This window comes from Sphingopyxis sp., from assembly GCF_041916015.1.
Lineage (GTDB): Bacteria > Pseudomonadota > Alphaproteobacteria > Sphingomonadales > Sphingomonadaceae > Sphingopyxis.
On the sequence record NZ_JAYSAH010000023.1, the window covers coordinates 13,840 to 28,202 of the forward strand.

Annotated in this window: 11 protein-coding genes; 8 read left to right on the forward strand and 3 right to left on the reverse strand. The window is 67.3% G+C overall.

Translation table 11 applies throughout. The features are described from left to right. The first annotated feature begins 61 nt into the window (after positions 1-61). From ACE3SL_RS03675 to ACE3SL_RS03700, 6 genes are all read left to right on the forward strand, one after another. On the forward strand, positions 62-1,681 hold the full coding sequence (locus ACE3SL_RS03675) for a CHASE domain-containing protein (RefSeq protein ID WP_374524405.1): 1,620 nt from the start codon (positions 62-64) through the stop codon (positions 1,679-1,681). Then, positions 1,665-5,369, forward strand: coding sequence for a hydantoinase B/oxoprolinase family protein (locus ACE3SL_RS03680; RefSeq protein WP_374524406.1), 3,705 nt, complete (start codon positions 1,665-1,667; stop codon positions 5,367-5,369). Before ACE3SL_RS03675 ends, ACE3SL_RS03680 begins: the two co-directional genes overlap by 17 nt. Before the next feature lie 235 nt (positions 5,370-5,604). After that, a complete protein-coding gene (locus ACE3SL_RS03685; protein WP_374524448.1) occupies positions 5,605-6,276 on the forward strand; it encodes a DUF969 domain-containing protein in 672 nt (223 codons plus the stop codon). Next, positions 6,273-7,214: a DUF979 domain-containing protein gene (locus ACE3SL_RS03690; protein WP_374524407.1), complete on the forward strand. Its 942-nt coding sequence runs from the start codon at positions 6,273-6,275 to the stop codon at positions 7,212-7,214. Before ACE3SL_RS03685 ends, ACE3SL_RS03690 begins: the two co-directional genes overlap by 4 nt. Beyond that, entirely contained in the window at positions 7,211-8,209 is a 999-nt protein-coding gene (locus tag ACE3SL_RS03695; protein WP_374524408.1) for a DUF2891 domain-containing protein, read from the forward strand. Before ACE3SL_RS03690 ends, ACE3SL_RS03695 begins: the two co-directional genes overlap by 4 nt. Positions 8,210-8,261: 52 nt before the next feature. Next, positions 8,262-9,272 carry a substrate-binding domain-containing protein gene (locus ACE3SL_RS03700; RefSeq protein ID WP_374524409.1) on the forward strand — a complete coding sequence of 337 codons (1,011 nt, stop codon included), beginning with the start codon at positions 8,262-8,264 and terminating at the stop codon, positions 9,270-9,272. A 37-nt stretch (positions 9,273-9,309) separates the two neighbouring features. Here the strand turns inward: ACE3SL_RS03700 and ACE3SL_RS03705 are convergent, their stop codons facing one another. Next, positions 9,310-9,903 (reverse strand): hypothetical protein, encoded by a 594-nt coding sequence (locus ACE3SL_RS03705; RefSeq protein WP_374524410.1) that lies wholly within the window; start codon positions 9,901-9,903, stop codon positions 9,310-9,312. Positions 9,904-10,145: 242 nt separating this feature from the next. Here ACE3SL_RS03705 and ACE3SL_RS03710 point away from each other — a divergent pair, with 242 nt between their 5' ends. Further along, positions 10,146-10,724, forward strand: a complete 579-nt coding sequence (locus tag ACE3SL_RS03710) for a DUF5677 domain-containing protein (protein ID WP_374524411.1) — start codon at positions 10,146-10,148, stop codon at positions 10,722-10,724. A 52-nt stretch (positions 10,725-10,776) separates the two neighbouring features. Here ACE3SL_RS03710 and ACE3SL_RS03715 read toward each other — a convergent pair whose 3' ends face one another. Further along, positions 10,777-11,118 carry a helix-turn-helix transcriptional regulator gene (locus tag ACE3SL_RS03715; protein ID WP_374524412.1) on the reverse strand — a complete coding sequence of 114 codons (342 nt, stop codon included), beginning with the start codon at positions 11,116-11,118 and terminating at the stop codon, positions 10,777-10,779. Positions 11,119-11,130: 12 nt separating this feature from the next. After that, positions 11,131-11,379 carry a type II toxin-antitoxin system RelE/ParE family toxin gene (locus tag ACE3SL_RS03720; protein WP_058817150.1) on the reverse strand — a complete coding sequence of 83 codons (249 nt, stop codon included), beginning with the start codon at positions 11,377-11,379 and terminating at the stop codon, positions 11,131-11,133. Positions 11,380-11,686: 307 nt separating this feature from the next. On the opposite strand from ACE3SL_RS03720, the gene acnA reads away from it, so the two are divergent. After that, entirely contained in the window at positions 11,687-14,359 is a 2,673-nt protein-coding gene (acnA, locus tag ACE3SL_RS03725) for an aconitate hydratase AcnA (protein ID WP_374524413.1), read from the forward strand. Positions 14,360-14,363 lie beyond the last annotated feature (4 nt).

The window sequence follows — 14,363 nt, forward strand, 5'->3', positions numbered from 1 at the left end:
CATGGAACATCTCCGTGCGGAGGGGGGCGCTGCCGAGGCAGCCATCAGGCAGGATTATCGCATGCGCCCTTCGTTCTGGGCAGACCGGCTGATGGCATTGCTCGTCCGCTTTGTCGGCCTTGTCATCCTGATCGCAACGCTGCTCGCGGCGGCCGCCAGCTTCCTCTACAATCAGGCCGACGAAGCCGATCAGGCGGCGCGCGTCGCGGCGCAGGTCAACATGCGGCTGCGCGACCATCTCTCCGTCCTCGAAGCGGTGCGTGCGCTCTACCAGTCCGACAGCGCGCCGAGCGGCCCCGGCGTTCGCGCCTATCTCGCCGCGCTCAGCCCGCAAGTGCGGACGCCCGGAATGGAGGGGATCGGCATCGCCGCCGCGATGCGCGCCGGAGCTCCCGCTGCGATCGAGGCGCGGCTGCGCGAAAATTACGGCGAGGACATCAAGGTCCGGCCCGCCACCGACCAGCCGGTCGGCTTTCCCGTCGTCCTCGTCGAACCCTATACGCCGCGCCGCCACGCCGCGCTCGGTTTCGACATGTACAGCGAGCCGGTGCGGCGCGCGGCGATGCGGCGCGCATGGCAGACGGGGCGCCCCGCCGCGAGCGGCATCGTCCACCTCCAGCAGGAGCGCACCGCCGCGGTCAAACAGCCCGGCTTCCTCATCTATCTGCCCGTCTACGCCCGTACCGGCGAGGCCCGCGGCGGCGCGACCATCGCGACCACCGGCGGCGCGCGCGCGATCGAGGCGTTCGTCTATGCCCCGTTCCGCATCGACGACCTGATACCCGCGGTGTTCGGCACGCAGCTCGACACGATCAAGGGCATCGAAATCCACGCGGGCGCCGGCCCGTCGGCGCCGCTCGTCTTCCGCCGCGGGGCCATCGGCTGGGACGCGCACGAGGAAAGGCTGCGGATCGCCGACCGCGAATGGACGATGCGCATTTCCTACGGCCGCCTGCTCGAACGGCTGGGACGGCCGTTCGCCATCGTCCTCTTCGGCCTCGCGCTCGCGGTCCTCGCCACCCAGCTTCACCGCGTCCAGCAGCGCCGCGTCGGCGCGGCGCAGGCGCTCGCCGAGCAGCAGGCGCGCCACGCCGAGGACCGCGAGTTGATGATCGGCGAAATGGCGCACCGGATGAAGAACGCCTTCGCGCGCATCGGCGCGCTGGCGCGGATCACCTTGCGCGAGTGCGGCAGTCTTCAGGAGTTCGAGACGAAATTCGACGGACGGCTGCGCGCTTTGTCCGACGCAAAGCAGATGCTCGTCACCGGCGCCGTGGGGTTCGTCGAGTTGCGCGCGATCATCCGGCGCGAGCTCGAACTCGCGGGCTGGTCCGCCGAACGGCTGACGCGAGTCACGGGTCCCGAGGTCAGGCTCGATGACGACGCCGCGCAGGCGATCTCGCTCGCGCTGCACGAATTCGTGACCAACAGCATCAAATATGGCGCGCTGGCAGGCAAGGGCGAGCTGACGATCGAATGGGACCGCGAAGAGGGCGCCATCCTGCTGCGCTGGATCGAAAGCGGGCTGTCGTCGACGCCCGCCATCGACACCGAAAGCTTCGGCACCCAGTTCATCCGCTCGCTCATCGAAAGACAGCTCAAGGGCAGTTGGCAACGCACCGCCGTTGACAACAGCCTCGCCATCGTCATTCGATGGCCGGACAATGGCATCCTCGACTGACGATCGCTGGCACATCTGGATCGACCGCGGCGGCACCTTCACCGACGTCGTCGCCCGGCGTCCCGACGGCACGATCGTTACCGCCAAATATCTTTCCGAAGATCCGGCGCGTCCGGGCGATGCCGCGGTCGGCGCGATCCGCGACCTCACCGGCGCCGGAAGCGGCGCGCTGCCGCCGCTCGCGATCCGCATGGGCTCGACCGTCGCGACCAATGCGCTGCTCGAACGCAAGGGCGCGCCGACCCTGCTCGCGATCACGCGGGGCTTCGGCGACGCGCTGACGATCGGCTATCAGGACCGCCCCGACCTCTTCGCCCGCGCGCTGCACCGCACGCCGCCGCCGCACGCGATGGTCGCCGAAATCGCCGAGCGCGTGAGCCCGGAAGGGCATATCCTCACCCCGCTCGACGAAGACGCCGCGCGCACCGCAATGCAGGCGGCGCGCGATCAAGGCCTGACAAGCATCGCGATCGTCCTCATGCACGGCTATCGCCACCCCGCGCACGAGGCGCGCCTCGCCGCCATCGCGCGCGAACTCGGTTTCGCGCAAATCTCGACGAGCCACGAGGTCAGCGCGCTGATCAAGCTGATCGGCCGCGGCGACACGACGCTCGCCGACGCCTATCTCTCGCCCGTCCTGCGCCACTATGTCGATCAATTCTGCGCCCAGCTTGAGGGCGGCACCGATCCGCAGTTCATGAAAAGCTCGGGCGGTCTCGCTTCCGCCACCGCCTTCCACGGCCGCGACGCGATCCTCTCGGGCCCCGCGGGCGGCATCGTCGGCATGGTCGGCAGCGCCGCACCCCTCGGCAAGACGCGCCTGATCGGCTTCGACATGGGCGGCACCTCGACCGACGTCAGCCATTATGCCGGGCGACTGGAGCGCGACAATGAGACCGTCGTCGCGGGCACCCGCATCCGCGCCCCGATGCTGCGCATCCACACCGTCGCGGCGGGCGGCGGCTCGATCTGCCGCTGGGATGGCGCGCGCCTCACCGTCGGCCCCGAAAGCGCGGGCGCCAACCCCGGCCCCGCCGCCTATGGCCGCGGCGGCCCGCTGACGGTCACCGACTGCAACGTCCTGCTCCGGAAGATCCAGCCCGATCATTTCCCCAAGCTCTTCGGCCCGAACGGCAACCGGCCGCTCGACCGCGACATCGTCGCGGAAAAATTCGCCGCCATGGCCGCCGAAGTCGGCGACATCACCCCCGAAGCGCTCGCCGAGGGTCTTCTCGGAATCGCGGTCCAGCAGATGGCGAACGCGATCAAGCGCATCACCATCGCGCGCGGTCACGACCTGACGCAAGGCTACAACCTCGTCGGCTTCGGCGGCGCCGCGGGCCAGCATGTCTGCCTTGTCGCCGACGCGCTCGGCATCGACGAAATCTTGCTCCACCCGCTCGCCGGGGTGCTGTCCGCCTATGGCATGGGGCTCGCGAGGCCGTCGGCGATCCGCGAGCGCACATTGGCGCTGCCCCTCGACGATGAATGTGCCGTAACGCTTGCCGCTGCCGAAGCCGAATTGTCGGACGCGGCCCGAAGCGATCTTGCACCCGACGGCGACACCCTCCGCGAAACCCTGCTCTTCGTCCGCCTCGCCGACAGCGACAATGCGATCGAACTCCCGCTCGCACCGCCCGCCGAGGTCGCGCGGGCCTTCGCTACCGCCTTCCGCCAGCGCTTCGGCTACGCCCCGCACGGCGATCTGGTGATCGACCGCATCCGGGTCGAACTGACCGGGGCGGGCGACGCCCCGCCCGCGCTGCCGCCGCCCGCTGCATCCGCCGAAACCGAACCCGAAATCGTCGCCGCCTGGCTTGCCGGCACACGGCACGACATGCCGCTCCACCAGCGCAGCGCCCTTCCCCCCGGCCGCGGCGTCCCGGGACCGGCGATCATCGTCGATCCGCTCTCAACGACGGTGGTCGAACCCGGCTGGACCGCGACGGTCGAGCGGGAGGGAACGCTGCGGCTCTCGAAAAGCCCCTCCCCTTCAGGGGAGGGGTTGGGGTGGGGTCCAGCGGCCTTGCGCAAGGCCGCTGGACCCCACCCGCGGCTACTCGGCCCGGCTTCGCCGAGCCAAGTCTCGCTGCCCTCCCCTGAAGGGGAGGGCTTGACTCGGCCTCCCGACCCCATCCGCCTCGAAATCTTCAACAGCCTGTTCATGGCGATCGCCGAGGAGATGGGCGGCGCGCTTCAGCACAGCGCCTCGTCGATCAACATCCGCGAGCGGCTCGATTTCTCCTGCGCGATCTTCGACGGCGAAGGCCGCCTCGTCGCCAACGCGCCGCACATGCCGGTGCATCTCGGCTCGATGGGCGAAAGCGTCCGCACGATCTTGCGCCAAAGAACCAGCGACGGCCGCGGCATCAGGCGCGGCGACGCCTACGCCCTCAACGCCCCCTATGACGGCGGCACCCACCTCCCCGACATTACCGTCATCATGCCTGTGTTCGTGGCCAAAGAAGATGAGGGGGGCGAAGAACCGAGCTTCTTCGTCGCCGCACGCGGCCATCACGCCGATCTCGGCGGCATCGCCCCCGGCTCGATGCCGCCGGACAGCACCAGCATCGATCAGGAAGGCGTGCTCTTCGACAACCGGCTGATCGTCGACGACGGTCAATTCCTCGATGCCCAGGTTCACGCGCACCTCACCGCCGGCCCCTTCCCGGCCCGCAACCCCGCGCTCAACATCGCCGACCTGAAAGCACAGGTCGCCGCCTGCCAGCGCGGCGCGAGCGCGCTCGCCGAGCTCAGCGCCGCGCACGGCGCCGCCACCGTCGCCGCCTATATGGCGCACGGCCAGAAGCAGGCCGAGACCGCGGTCCGCCAACTCATCGCCCGTTTGAGCGACGGCCGGTTCCGCTACGCGATGGACAATGGCGCCGAGGTCGCGGTTGCGGTGCGCGTCGACCGCGAGGCACGCCACGTCACCATCGACTTCACCGGCTCGTCGCCGACGCTCCCCGACAATTTCAACGCCCCGCTCCCCGTCGTCCGCGCCGCCGTCCTCTATGTCCTCCGCACCATGCTCGACGACCCGATCCCGATGAACGAAGGCTGCCTGGCCCCCGTCACCCTGATTGTGCCGCAGGATTCGATGCTCAGCCCCAGCTATCCCGCCGCGGTCGTCGCGGGCAATGTCGAGACGAGTCAGGTCATCACCGACGCGCTGTTCGCGGCCTTCGGCGCGATGGCCCCGGCGCAGGGGACGATGAACAATTTCACCTTCGGCGATGAAGCGCGCCAATATTATGAGACGATCGCGGGCGGCTCGGGCGCCGGGCCGGGTTTTGACGGCACCGCCGTCATCCAGACCCACATGACCAACAGCCGCATGACCGACCCCGAAGTGATGGAGACCCGCTTCCCGGTGATCGTTGAGGAGTTCTCGATCCGGGAGAATTCGGGCGGCGCGGGCCGCTGGCACGGCGGCGACGGCGCAAGGCGCCGCATCCGCTTCCGCGAGCCGATGGCGGCGAACATCCTCGCGAACCGCCGCAAGATCGCTCCCGCAGGCCTTGCGGGTGGAGAAGACGGCGCGCCGGGGCGCAACTGGGTCGAGCGCTCCGACGGCGCGCTCGAAATGCTGGCGGCGACCGGGAGCGCCGATCTCGCGTCAGGCGACGCCTTCGTGATCGAAACGCCGGGCGGCGGCGGATATGGCGAAGTGGGGGCTTCGGAATGAAAAGGGTTCACGCGGAGACGCGGAGGCGCGGAGAAGGAAGAAAAGAGAAGAGGGAAGATTCGCGTCGAGGCGCAAAGAGCGCAGAGAAAAGAAAGGCCGTGTCCCCGCGCAGGCGGGGGAACACGCGATATTCAAGATCGCTTTCTCTGCGCTCTTTGCGCCTCTGCGCGAAGCATATTCTCCGCGCCTCCGCGTCTCCGCGTGAACCCTTTTCAAGCCAAAACGGGAGTCGATGATGCTCGTCCTGATCGGCATCGTCATCATCATCGCGGGCTTCCTGCTCCGCTTCAATCCGTTGCTTGTGATCATGGCCTCGGCGCTCGCGACCGGGCTCGCCGCCGGGCTCGACGTGACGGCGATCATCGCCGCCTTCGGCAAGGCCTTCAACGATACGCGCTACGTCAGCATCGTCTGGATCGTGCTGCCCGTCATCGGCCTGCTCGAAGCCTATGGGCTCCAGCAGCACGCGCGCAGCCTGATCGACCGGATGAAGGGCGCGACGCTCGGCCGCCTGCTCACCTCTTACCTGCTGCTGCGCCAGGCGATGTCGGCGATCGGCCTCACTTCGGTCGCCGGCCATCCGCAGACCGTCCGCCCGCTCGTCGCGCCGATGGCCGAAGCCGCCGCCGAGGCGAAGAACGACGCGCTCACCGAAGACCAGCGCGAGGAGGTAAAGGCCTTCGCCGCCGCGACCGACAATATCGGCCTTTTCTTCGGCGAGGATATTTTCCTCGCGATCGGCTCGATCCTGCTGATGAAAGGCCTGCTCGAGGGCTATGGCTATAATATCGAGCCGCTCCATCTCTCGCTCTGGGCGATCCCGACCGCGATCGCCGCCTTCCTGATCCAAGGTTTCCGCCTCCGCCGCCTCGAAAGGCGAATGCGAAAGCGGGAGGCCGGCGCATGATCACGCTCGATTTCGTCTATATTCTCGCCGGCTGGACCTTCGCGCTCTTCGCGCTCCTCGGCCTTTACGACCGCACCAACCCGAAACGCTTCGGCAACGCTGCCTTCTGGGGCCTGCTCGCCCTCTCGATGCTCGGCGGCGACTATCTGAGCGATTTCCAGAACGGCCTGCTCGTCCTCGCACTCGTCGCGATCGCGGGCACAGGGCAGATTGGCCGCGCCCCCGGCGGCGAAGTCGCGGCCGAGGTGCAGGCCGAGCGCGCCGCGCGCTACGGCAATTTCCTGCTCCTCGTCGCGCTGATCATCCCCGCGGTCGCGCTCGCGGGTACTTTTTTGTTCAAATATGTCCCCGGCCTCGCCGATCCGAAGCAGGCGACCCTTATCTCGCTTGCCATCGGCGTGCTGATCGCGCTCGCGGCCGGCATGGCGCGTTTCAAGCCGCCGCTGCTCCTTCCCGCGCAGCAGGGCCGCCGCCTGCTCGACGCGGTCGGCTGGGCGGCGATCCTGCCGCAGATGCTCGCCAGCCTCGGCGCGGTCTTCGCGCTCGCCGGGGTCGGCGAGGTCGTCGGCGGGCTGATCGGCGGCGCGATCCCGCAGGGCAGCCTGTTCGGCGCGGTGCTCGCCTTCGGGCTCGGCATGGCCTTCTTCACCATGGTGATGGGCAACGCCTTCGCCGCCTTCCCGGTGATGATGGCGGCGGTCGGCCTGCCCTTGCTGATCAAGCAGTATCATGGCGATCCCGCGGTCGTCGCGGCGATCGGCATGCTCGCGGGCTTCTGCGGCACGCTGATGACCCCGATGGCGGCGAACTTCAACCTCGTCCCCGCCGCCTTGCTCGAACTCAAAAACCCCTATGGCGTGATCAAGGCGCAGATCGGCACCGCGCTGCCCCTGCTGGCGGCAAACATCCTCTTCATCTGGCTGTTCGCTTTCCAATGACCCGTCTGACCCCCGACCACGCCGCCCGCTTCGCGACCGCAACCCTCGGACACCTCGACCGCGAATATCCGTACAAGATGGACCTCGTCCTGAACGGTCCCGAGGATGCGAAGCCGCCGCGCGAGCATCACCCGATCTTCCACGGCAGCTTCGACTGGCACAGCTGCGTCCACGGCTGGTGGCAGGTCCTCCGCCTCGCGCGCCGTTTCCCCGACCTGTCCGTCGCCGCCGAGATTCGCGCCCGCGCCGCCGCGATGCTCGTCCCCGAAAAGGTCGCGGGCGAACTCGCTTTCCTCGCGCGTCCCATGTCGGCCGGCTTCGAGCGCCCCTATGGCTGGGCGTGGCTCCTCACGCTCCACGCCGAGGCCGCGCGCCACGACGCGCCGTGGGCTGCCGCGCTCGAACCGCTCGCCACCGCCTTTGCCGCGCGCTTCCACGCCTTCCTCCCCAAGCTCACCTATCCCTTGCGCGTCGGCACCCATTTCAACATCGCCTTCGCCCTCCTGCTCGCACGCCATTGGGCCGGGAGCCGCGACCCCGGCCTTATCCGCCTGATCGACACCAGCGCCCGCCACTGGTTCGCCGGCGACCGCGACTGTCAGGCATGGGAGCCCGGCGGCGACGAATTTCTCTCCCCGGCGCTCACCGAGGCGTATCTGATGGCCGCCGTCCTCGGCGACGATTTCGCCGGCTGGTTCGACGCCTTCCTCCCCCGCGCCGCCGGCCAGCAGCCCGCGACTCTCTTCACCCCCGCCACTGTCTCCGACCGCAGCGACGGCAAGATCGCCCATCTCGACGGCCTCAACCTCCGCCGCGCCTGGTGCTGGCGCGCCATTGCAGCCGCGCTCGGCCCCGCGCACCCCGTCGCCCCGGTCGCCAAAGGCACCGCCGAGCGCCACCTCGCCGCCGCACTCGCGCACGTGACCGGCGACTATATGGGCGAACATTGGCTCGCGAGCTTCGCTCTCCTCGCACTCGACGGCCTCGCCGATTGACAAGCCCCGCCCTCACGGCGAGAGACGGCGCAAGAGGGAGACGAGGCCGCACATGAAAACGCTACGCCCGACATCGTTCGACGTCGCCGAGCGCGCCGGCGTCTCGCAATCGACCGTCTCGCGCGCGCTCCGGAGCAGCCCCGGTGTCAATGCCGAGACGCGCGCCCGCGTTGCCGCCGCCGCGCGCGAGCTCGGCTATGTCGTCGACCGCCACGCCTCTTCCCTGCGCCTGAAAAGCAGCGAGACGCTCGCCCTCGTCACCATCTGCCGCCCCGGCGAGGATCGCAGCGCGATCAACCCCTTCTATTTCGCGCTGCTCGGCAGCATCGCCGCCGCGACCTCGGCGCGCGGGTTCAACCTGCTCGTCTCCTTTCAGGAGAGCGAGGCCAATTTCCGCGCCGATTTCGTCGCCTCGGGCCTCGCCGACGCGATGATCGTCATCGGCACGACGAGCAACCGCGCCGCATGGGACTATTTCGCCGAAGCGCAAGCCACCGGCCTCGGCTTCGTCTGCTGGGGCAGCCCGGGCGATCCCTTTCACTGGATGCGCAGCGACAACCGCACCGGCGGCGGCATCGCCGCCGAGCATCTCGTCGCGAGCGGGCGCCAGCGCATCGCCTTCGTCGGCCCGCAGCGCTCGCCGCAGCGCCAGTTCGACGAGCGCCGCGACGGTTTCGTCGAAGCGCTGGGCCGCCACGGCCTGACCCCGATCCTCGCCGAGCCGCCCGCCGCCGCCGACCGCCATGCGCAGGGCGTCGCCGCAGCGCATGCGCTGCTCGCCGCGCACCCCGGTGTAGACGCGATCTTCGCGGCGTCGGACATGCTCGCCTTGGGCGTGCTTCAGGGCCTCAAGGAAGCCGGGCGCCGGGTCCCGCACGATGTCGCGCTGATCGGCTTCGACGGCATCCGCGCCGGCAATATGGCCGATCCGGCGCTCACCACGCTCGAACCCGATCTCGACGCCGCGGGCGAAGCGCTCGTCGCGATGGCGCTCGAGGATGAGGATTTCACGCGCAGCGGCACGCGCGTCCCGGTGCGGCTCGCCGTCAGGGGCACCGCCTGACCTCGAAGGGCGCCGGAAAATCCGCGCCCGCGGCCGATCAGGCGACCGCCGGCGGCAGCTTCGCCAGCGCGCCGTTCGCCTCCGCCCGGTCGAGGTCCGCGAGTTCGGCGTCGGTGAGCGGCGCCTTCTGCCCGCACATCGCGCACGGCGGGTGAAAGCGGCGCCGATAGCGGCGATAGCCCTCCACCATCCGGATGCGCTCGATCAATGCCGCGTCGGTTTCCTCCTGCGTCGCGCCCTGCACCTTGCCCGTGCCGGGCCATTTGTCGAAGACCATGCCGCTGAAATATTCCTCGCGCGACAGAAAGCGGTGCCGCACCGCCTCCGGCAGCACATAGGCCTCGGCCTCCTCCGCCGTCAGATGGACATTCTGCCCACCCTTCAGGTCGCCGCGCTTGATGAGCAGCCCCAGCAGCGAATCCGACGGCACGATCCGCCGCTCGACCTCCTTGCCGTTCCGCACGATCACCATCTCGCGCCCCTCGACCGCGCGCTCGTAAGCGACCGCCTCCAGCCCGCGCAACGCCCGCGCGATCGCCTCGCCGCACGCCGTGTCGAACGGCGCGAACAGCGCGCGCGATCGATTGACCGAGGTCGTGCTGACCCCCGCGACCCGCGCCGCGTCACTCACGCACCCCGTGCGCCCCAACGTAGCCAGAAACACCCGCGTCCGCGCCGCCGTCCACCCGTCCGACCGCACGCGAAGGCCGGGCATGAAGGGATTGCCCTTTTCCGTTCGTGCTGAGCTTGTCGAAGCATCGTCCTTCCTCAAGGGCGCCACCGCCTTCTCCCCCGATTTCCCCCGCGAACCCCGCGCCACCTTACGCCCCATAGCTCCATCTCCCGAATCACTTGGAATGAATCGGAGAAGATTTGAACCTATTTGGATATATTAGGAAAGAGGAAAGATTCCTTTGCGTTAATCGCCGCTCCCCGCACATTACACCCATGATCCTACGGGGAATGGTCGAGTGCCTCGTTACCTTCAAGTGGATTGCCTTGGATGCCAGTACGCGGGCCGCTGAAGATGACGAGCTAAAGGAACGTTTACTAGCGGCGGCAAGGATGCAGGAGGCTTGGATTGACTCGCAAATCCTCATGCCATTCGTAGATGTTAATCTCGGATCGTGGGCCGGAACGTCTATAAGGAATATGTGCGAGGAGATTGGTGAAAGTGATCTCTATCGCTTTTGGTTCACCCCATTTAGCTCAGCCGTTCACAGCACATGGCAACATGTATCAGTTTGGAATACAGCGGTTTGTCGTAATCCTCTTCACATGGAACATCGCGTCTCTGCCATTGCGGAAACTGGGATGGACCCCGAGATTGTCGCCAAGGCAGCCTACTTTTTTGATCGCTTGGTCGAAGCGTTTGATAGCTACTACGGTCTAAAATTGGATGAGGAGGCTACAGCCGATCGATATCGATCTGGGTTACTCGCTGCTTTTTAGTCTTAAATCCAATTACGGAGACAGGTACACAATCTCCAATTAGCGCCTGCTCTCAAACCAAATCATCCACCCTAACCCCCAGCGCATCCGCCAGCTTCCGCGCCGTCTCGACCGACCCCTTGCCGCGCCCGGCCTCGATATCGGCGATCTGCACCCGATTGACCCCTGACGCCGCCGCCAGCTTCACCTGGCTCAGCCCGCGCAGTTCGCGCCAGACGCGCAGCGGGTTTTCGCCGGCGATCAGCCGCTTGGCATAGTCGGCGGGCACCACTTCATCCTCGCCCGCCGCAAGGGCCGCCTTGGCGCCGTCATAGGCGCGGAGGTCGGCCAGATCCTCGGCCGCTTCGCGCAGGCGGTCATATTCTTCGCGGGGGATCGTCACCATCTTGTTCATGGGATCATTCCTTCATTCATAAACGCTGCCGCGCGGGCCGATTTCCAGCACCGCCAGCACGACGCCATCCTCCATGATCACGCGCCAGTCACCGACGCGCAGCCGGATGCCGTCGCGCCCCTTCAGCGCCTTCACATTGTTCGCCTGCGACGCGGGATCGGCGGCATAGGCCTCGATCTTGCCGACGATCCGCGCCGATGTATTGGCGGGCATGCGTTGCAGCGCCTTGATCGCGGATCGCGTGTAGCTGATCGGCTTCATCGGCGGGTATGTAGTATATGACTACACTGTAGTCAATAACTACATCCCATTCCGTTCGTGCTGAGCTTGTCGAAGCACCGTCCTTCTCCTTTCCTGCGCCAAGGGAAAGGACAGCCCTTCGACAAGCTCAGGGCGAACGGCTAAGAACAACATGGCGAACCAACCCTCCCCCACCCCCTTGCATTTCCCACCTCCCGGCGTAAGGCACCGCCAACATAAACCTGCGCGCGCGACTCCGCTGGCTCCGCTCTCCCGAACGGGCATCGGCCGTCATTCCCCGCCGCGCCAACATGGGGACTGCAATCCTATGACGACCACGGGCAACGACACGCTGGGCACCCGTTCGACGCTGAGCGTCGGCGGCAAGACTTACGCTTATTATTCGCTCGACAAGGCCGCGGCGAAGCTCGGCGACGTGTCGCGCCTGCCCTTCTCGATGAAGGTGCTGCTCGAAAATCTCCTCCGCTTCGAGGATGGCGGCTTCACCGTCTCGACCGACGACGTGCAGGCACTGGTGGATTGGCAGAAGGACCCGCATTCGAACCGCGAGATCCAGTATCGCCCGGCGCGCGTGCTGCTGCAGGATTTCACCGGCGTCCCCTGCGTGGTCGACCTCGCCGCGATGCGCGATGCGATCGCAAAGCTCGGCGGCGACACGACCAGGATCAACCCGCTCGTCCCCGTCCACCTCGTCATCGACCACTCGGTCATGGTCGATGAATTCGGCACGCCGAAAGCGTTCGAGCAGAATGTCGAGATCGAATATTATCGCAACGGCGAGCGCTATGACTTCCTGAAATGGGGGTCGAAGTCGCTGTCGAACTTCAAGGCGGTGCCCCCGGGCACCGGCATCTGCCACCAGGTCAACCTCGAGCATATCGCGCAGGCGGTGTGGTCGAGCGACGATGGCGCGGGCGAGACCGTCGCCTATCCCGACACCTGCGTCGGGACCGATAGCCACACGACGATGATCAACGGCCTCGGCGTCCTCGGCTGGGGCGTCGGCGGCATCGAGGCCGAGGCCGCGATGCTCGGCCAGCCTGTCAGCATGCTGATCCCCGAAGTCGTCGGCTTCAAATTCACCGGCAAGCTGAAGGAAGGCGTCACCGCGACCGACCTGGTGCTCACCGCGACGCAGATGCTGCGCGCGAAGGGCGTCGTCGGCCGCTTCGTCGAATATTTCGGCCCCGGCCTCGCTTCGCTCAGCCTCGCCGACCGCGCGACGCTCGCCAATATGGCGCCCGAATATGGCGCGACCTGCGGCTTCTTCGGCGTCGATGACAAGACGATCGACTACATGCGCCTGACCGGCCGTTCGGACGAGAATATCGCGCTGGTCGAGGCCTATGCCAAGGCGCAGGGCCTGTGGATCGTCGAGGGTGCCGCCGACCCGGTGTTCACCGACACGCTCGAACTCGACCTTTCGACCGTCGTTCCGTCGCTGGCGGGGCCGAAGCGCCCGCAGGACCGCGTCTCGCTTCCCGAGGTCGACGATGTGTTCAACGCCGACATGGCGAACACCTACAAGAAGGCGCAGACGCGCGTGCCGGTCGAGGGCAAGGATTTCGACATCGGCGACGGCGACGTCACCATCGCCGCGATCACGAGTTGCACCAACACCTCGAACCCCGGCGTCCTCGTCGCGGCGGGGCTCGTCGCGAAGAAGGCCGACGCGTTCGGCCTCAAGCCCAAGCCGTGGGTCAAGACCAGCCTCGCGCCGGGGTCGCAGGTCGTCACCGACTATCTGGAGAAGGCCGGGCTGCAGAAGCATCTCGACAATATCGGCTTCAACCTCGTCGGTTATGGCTGCACGACCTGCATCGGCAATTCGGGCCCGCTCGCCGAGCCGATTTCGAAGGCGATCAACGAGAACGGCCTCGTCGCCGCGGCCGTTATTTCGGGCAACCGCAACTTCGAAGGCCGCGTGTCGCCTGACGTGCGCGCCAACTTCCTCGCCTCGCCGCCGCTCGTCGTCGCCTATGCGCTGAAGGGCACGGTGATCGAGGATTTCACCACCACCCCGATCGGTCAGGCCGAGGACGGGAGCGACGTGTTCCTCAAGGACATCTGGCCGACCAATGAAGAGGTTTCGACCGTTGTCGCGGGCGCGGTGAGCCGCGACATGTTCGAGGCGCGCTACGCCCATGTCTACACCGGCGACGTGCATTGGCAGAAGATCGAGGTCGAGGGCAGCGACACCTATCAGTGGCGCGCGGGCTCGACCTATGTCGCCAACCCGCCCTATTTCGAGGGGATGACGATGACTCCGGCGCCGGTGTCGGACATCGTCGGCGCCAAGCCGCTCGCGATCCTCGGCGATAGCATCACCACCGACCACATCTCGCCCGCGGGCTCGATCAAGGCCGACAGCCCCGCCGGCCAGTGGCTGATGGAGCATCAGGTCGCAAAGGCCGACTTCAACAGCTACGGCTCGCGCCGCGGCCACCACGAAGTGATGATGCGCGGCACCTTTGCCAACATCCGCATCAAGAACGAGATGGTCCCCGGTATCGAGGGCGGCATGTCGCGCTACGGCGCCGAGGTCATGCCGATCTATGACGCCGCGATGCGCCACAAGGCAGACGGCACGCCCTTGGTGGTCATCGCCGGCAAGGAATATGGCACCGGCTCGTCGCGCGACTGGGCGGCGAAGGGCACCAACCTGCTCGGCGTCCGCGCGGTGATCGTCGAGAGCTTCGAGCGCATCCACCGCTCCAACCTCGTCGGCATGGGCGTGCTGCCGCTGCAGTTCCTCGAAGGGCAGACCCGCGAGACGCTTGGCCTGACCGGCGACGACCAGTTCACCATCACCGGGGTCGCGGAGATCAAGCCGCGCCAGACCGTGACCGTGACCGTCACCCGCCCCGACGGCTCGACCTTCAGCTTCGACACGCTCTGCCGCATCGATACGGCGAACGAGGTCGAATATTATATGAACGGCGGCATCTTGCACTACGTGCTGCGCAAGCTCGCGGCCTGACGGA

Excerpts from the sequence above, each read along its gene's own strand:
- ACE3SL_RS03715 (WP_374524412.1), bottom strand. The coding sequence starts at position 11,118 with ATGAACAAGATGGTGACGATCCCCCGCGAAGAATATGACCGCCTGCGC.
- ACE3SL_RS03695 (WP_374524408.1), top strand. The coding sequence starts at position 7,211 with ATGACCCGTCTGACCCCCGACCACGCCGCCCGCTTCGCGACCGCAACC.
- acnA (WP_374524413.1), top strand. The coding sequence starts at position 11,687 with ATGACGACCACGGGCAACGACACGCTGGGCACCCGTTCGACGCTGAGC.
- ACE3SL_RS03720 (WP_058817150.1), bottom strand. The coding sequence starts at position 11,379 with ATGAAGCCGATCAGCTACACGCGATCCGCGATCAAGGCGCTGCAACGC.
- ACE3SL_RS03690 (WP_374524407.1), top strand. The coding sequence starts at position 6,273 with ATGATCACGCTCGATTTCGTCTATATTCTCGCCGGCTGGACCTTCGCG.
- ACE3SL_RS03680 (WP_374524406.1), top strand. The coding sequence starts at position 1,665 with ATGGCATCCTCGACTGACGATCGCTGGCACATCTGGATCGACCGCGGC.
- ACE3SL_RS03675 (WP_374524405.1), top strand. The coding sequence starts at position 62 with ATGCGCCCTTCGTTCTGGGCAGACCGGCTGATGGCATTGCTCGTCCGC.
- ACE3SL_RS03685 (WP_374524448.1), top strand. The coding sequence starts at position 5,605 with ATGCTCGTCCTGATCGGCATCGTCATCATCATCGCGGGCTTCCTGCTC.
- ACE3SL_RS03700 (WP_374524409.1), top strand. The coding sequence starts at position 8,262 with ATGAAAACGCTACGCCCGACATCGTTCGACGTCGCCGAGCGCGCCGGC.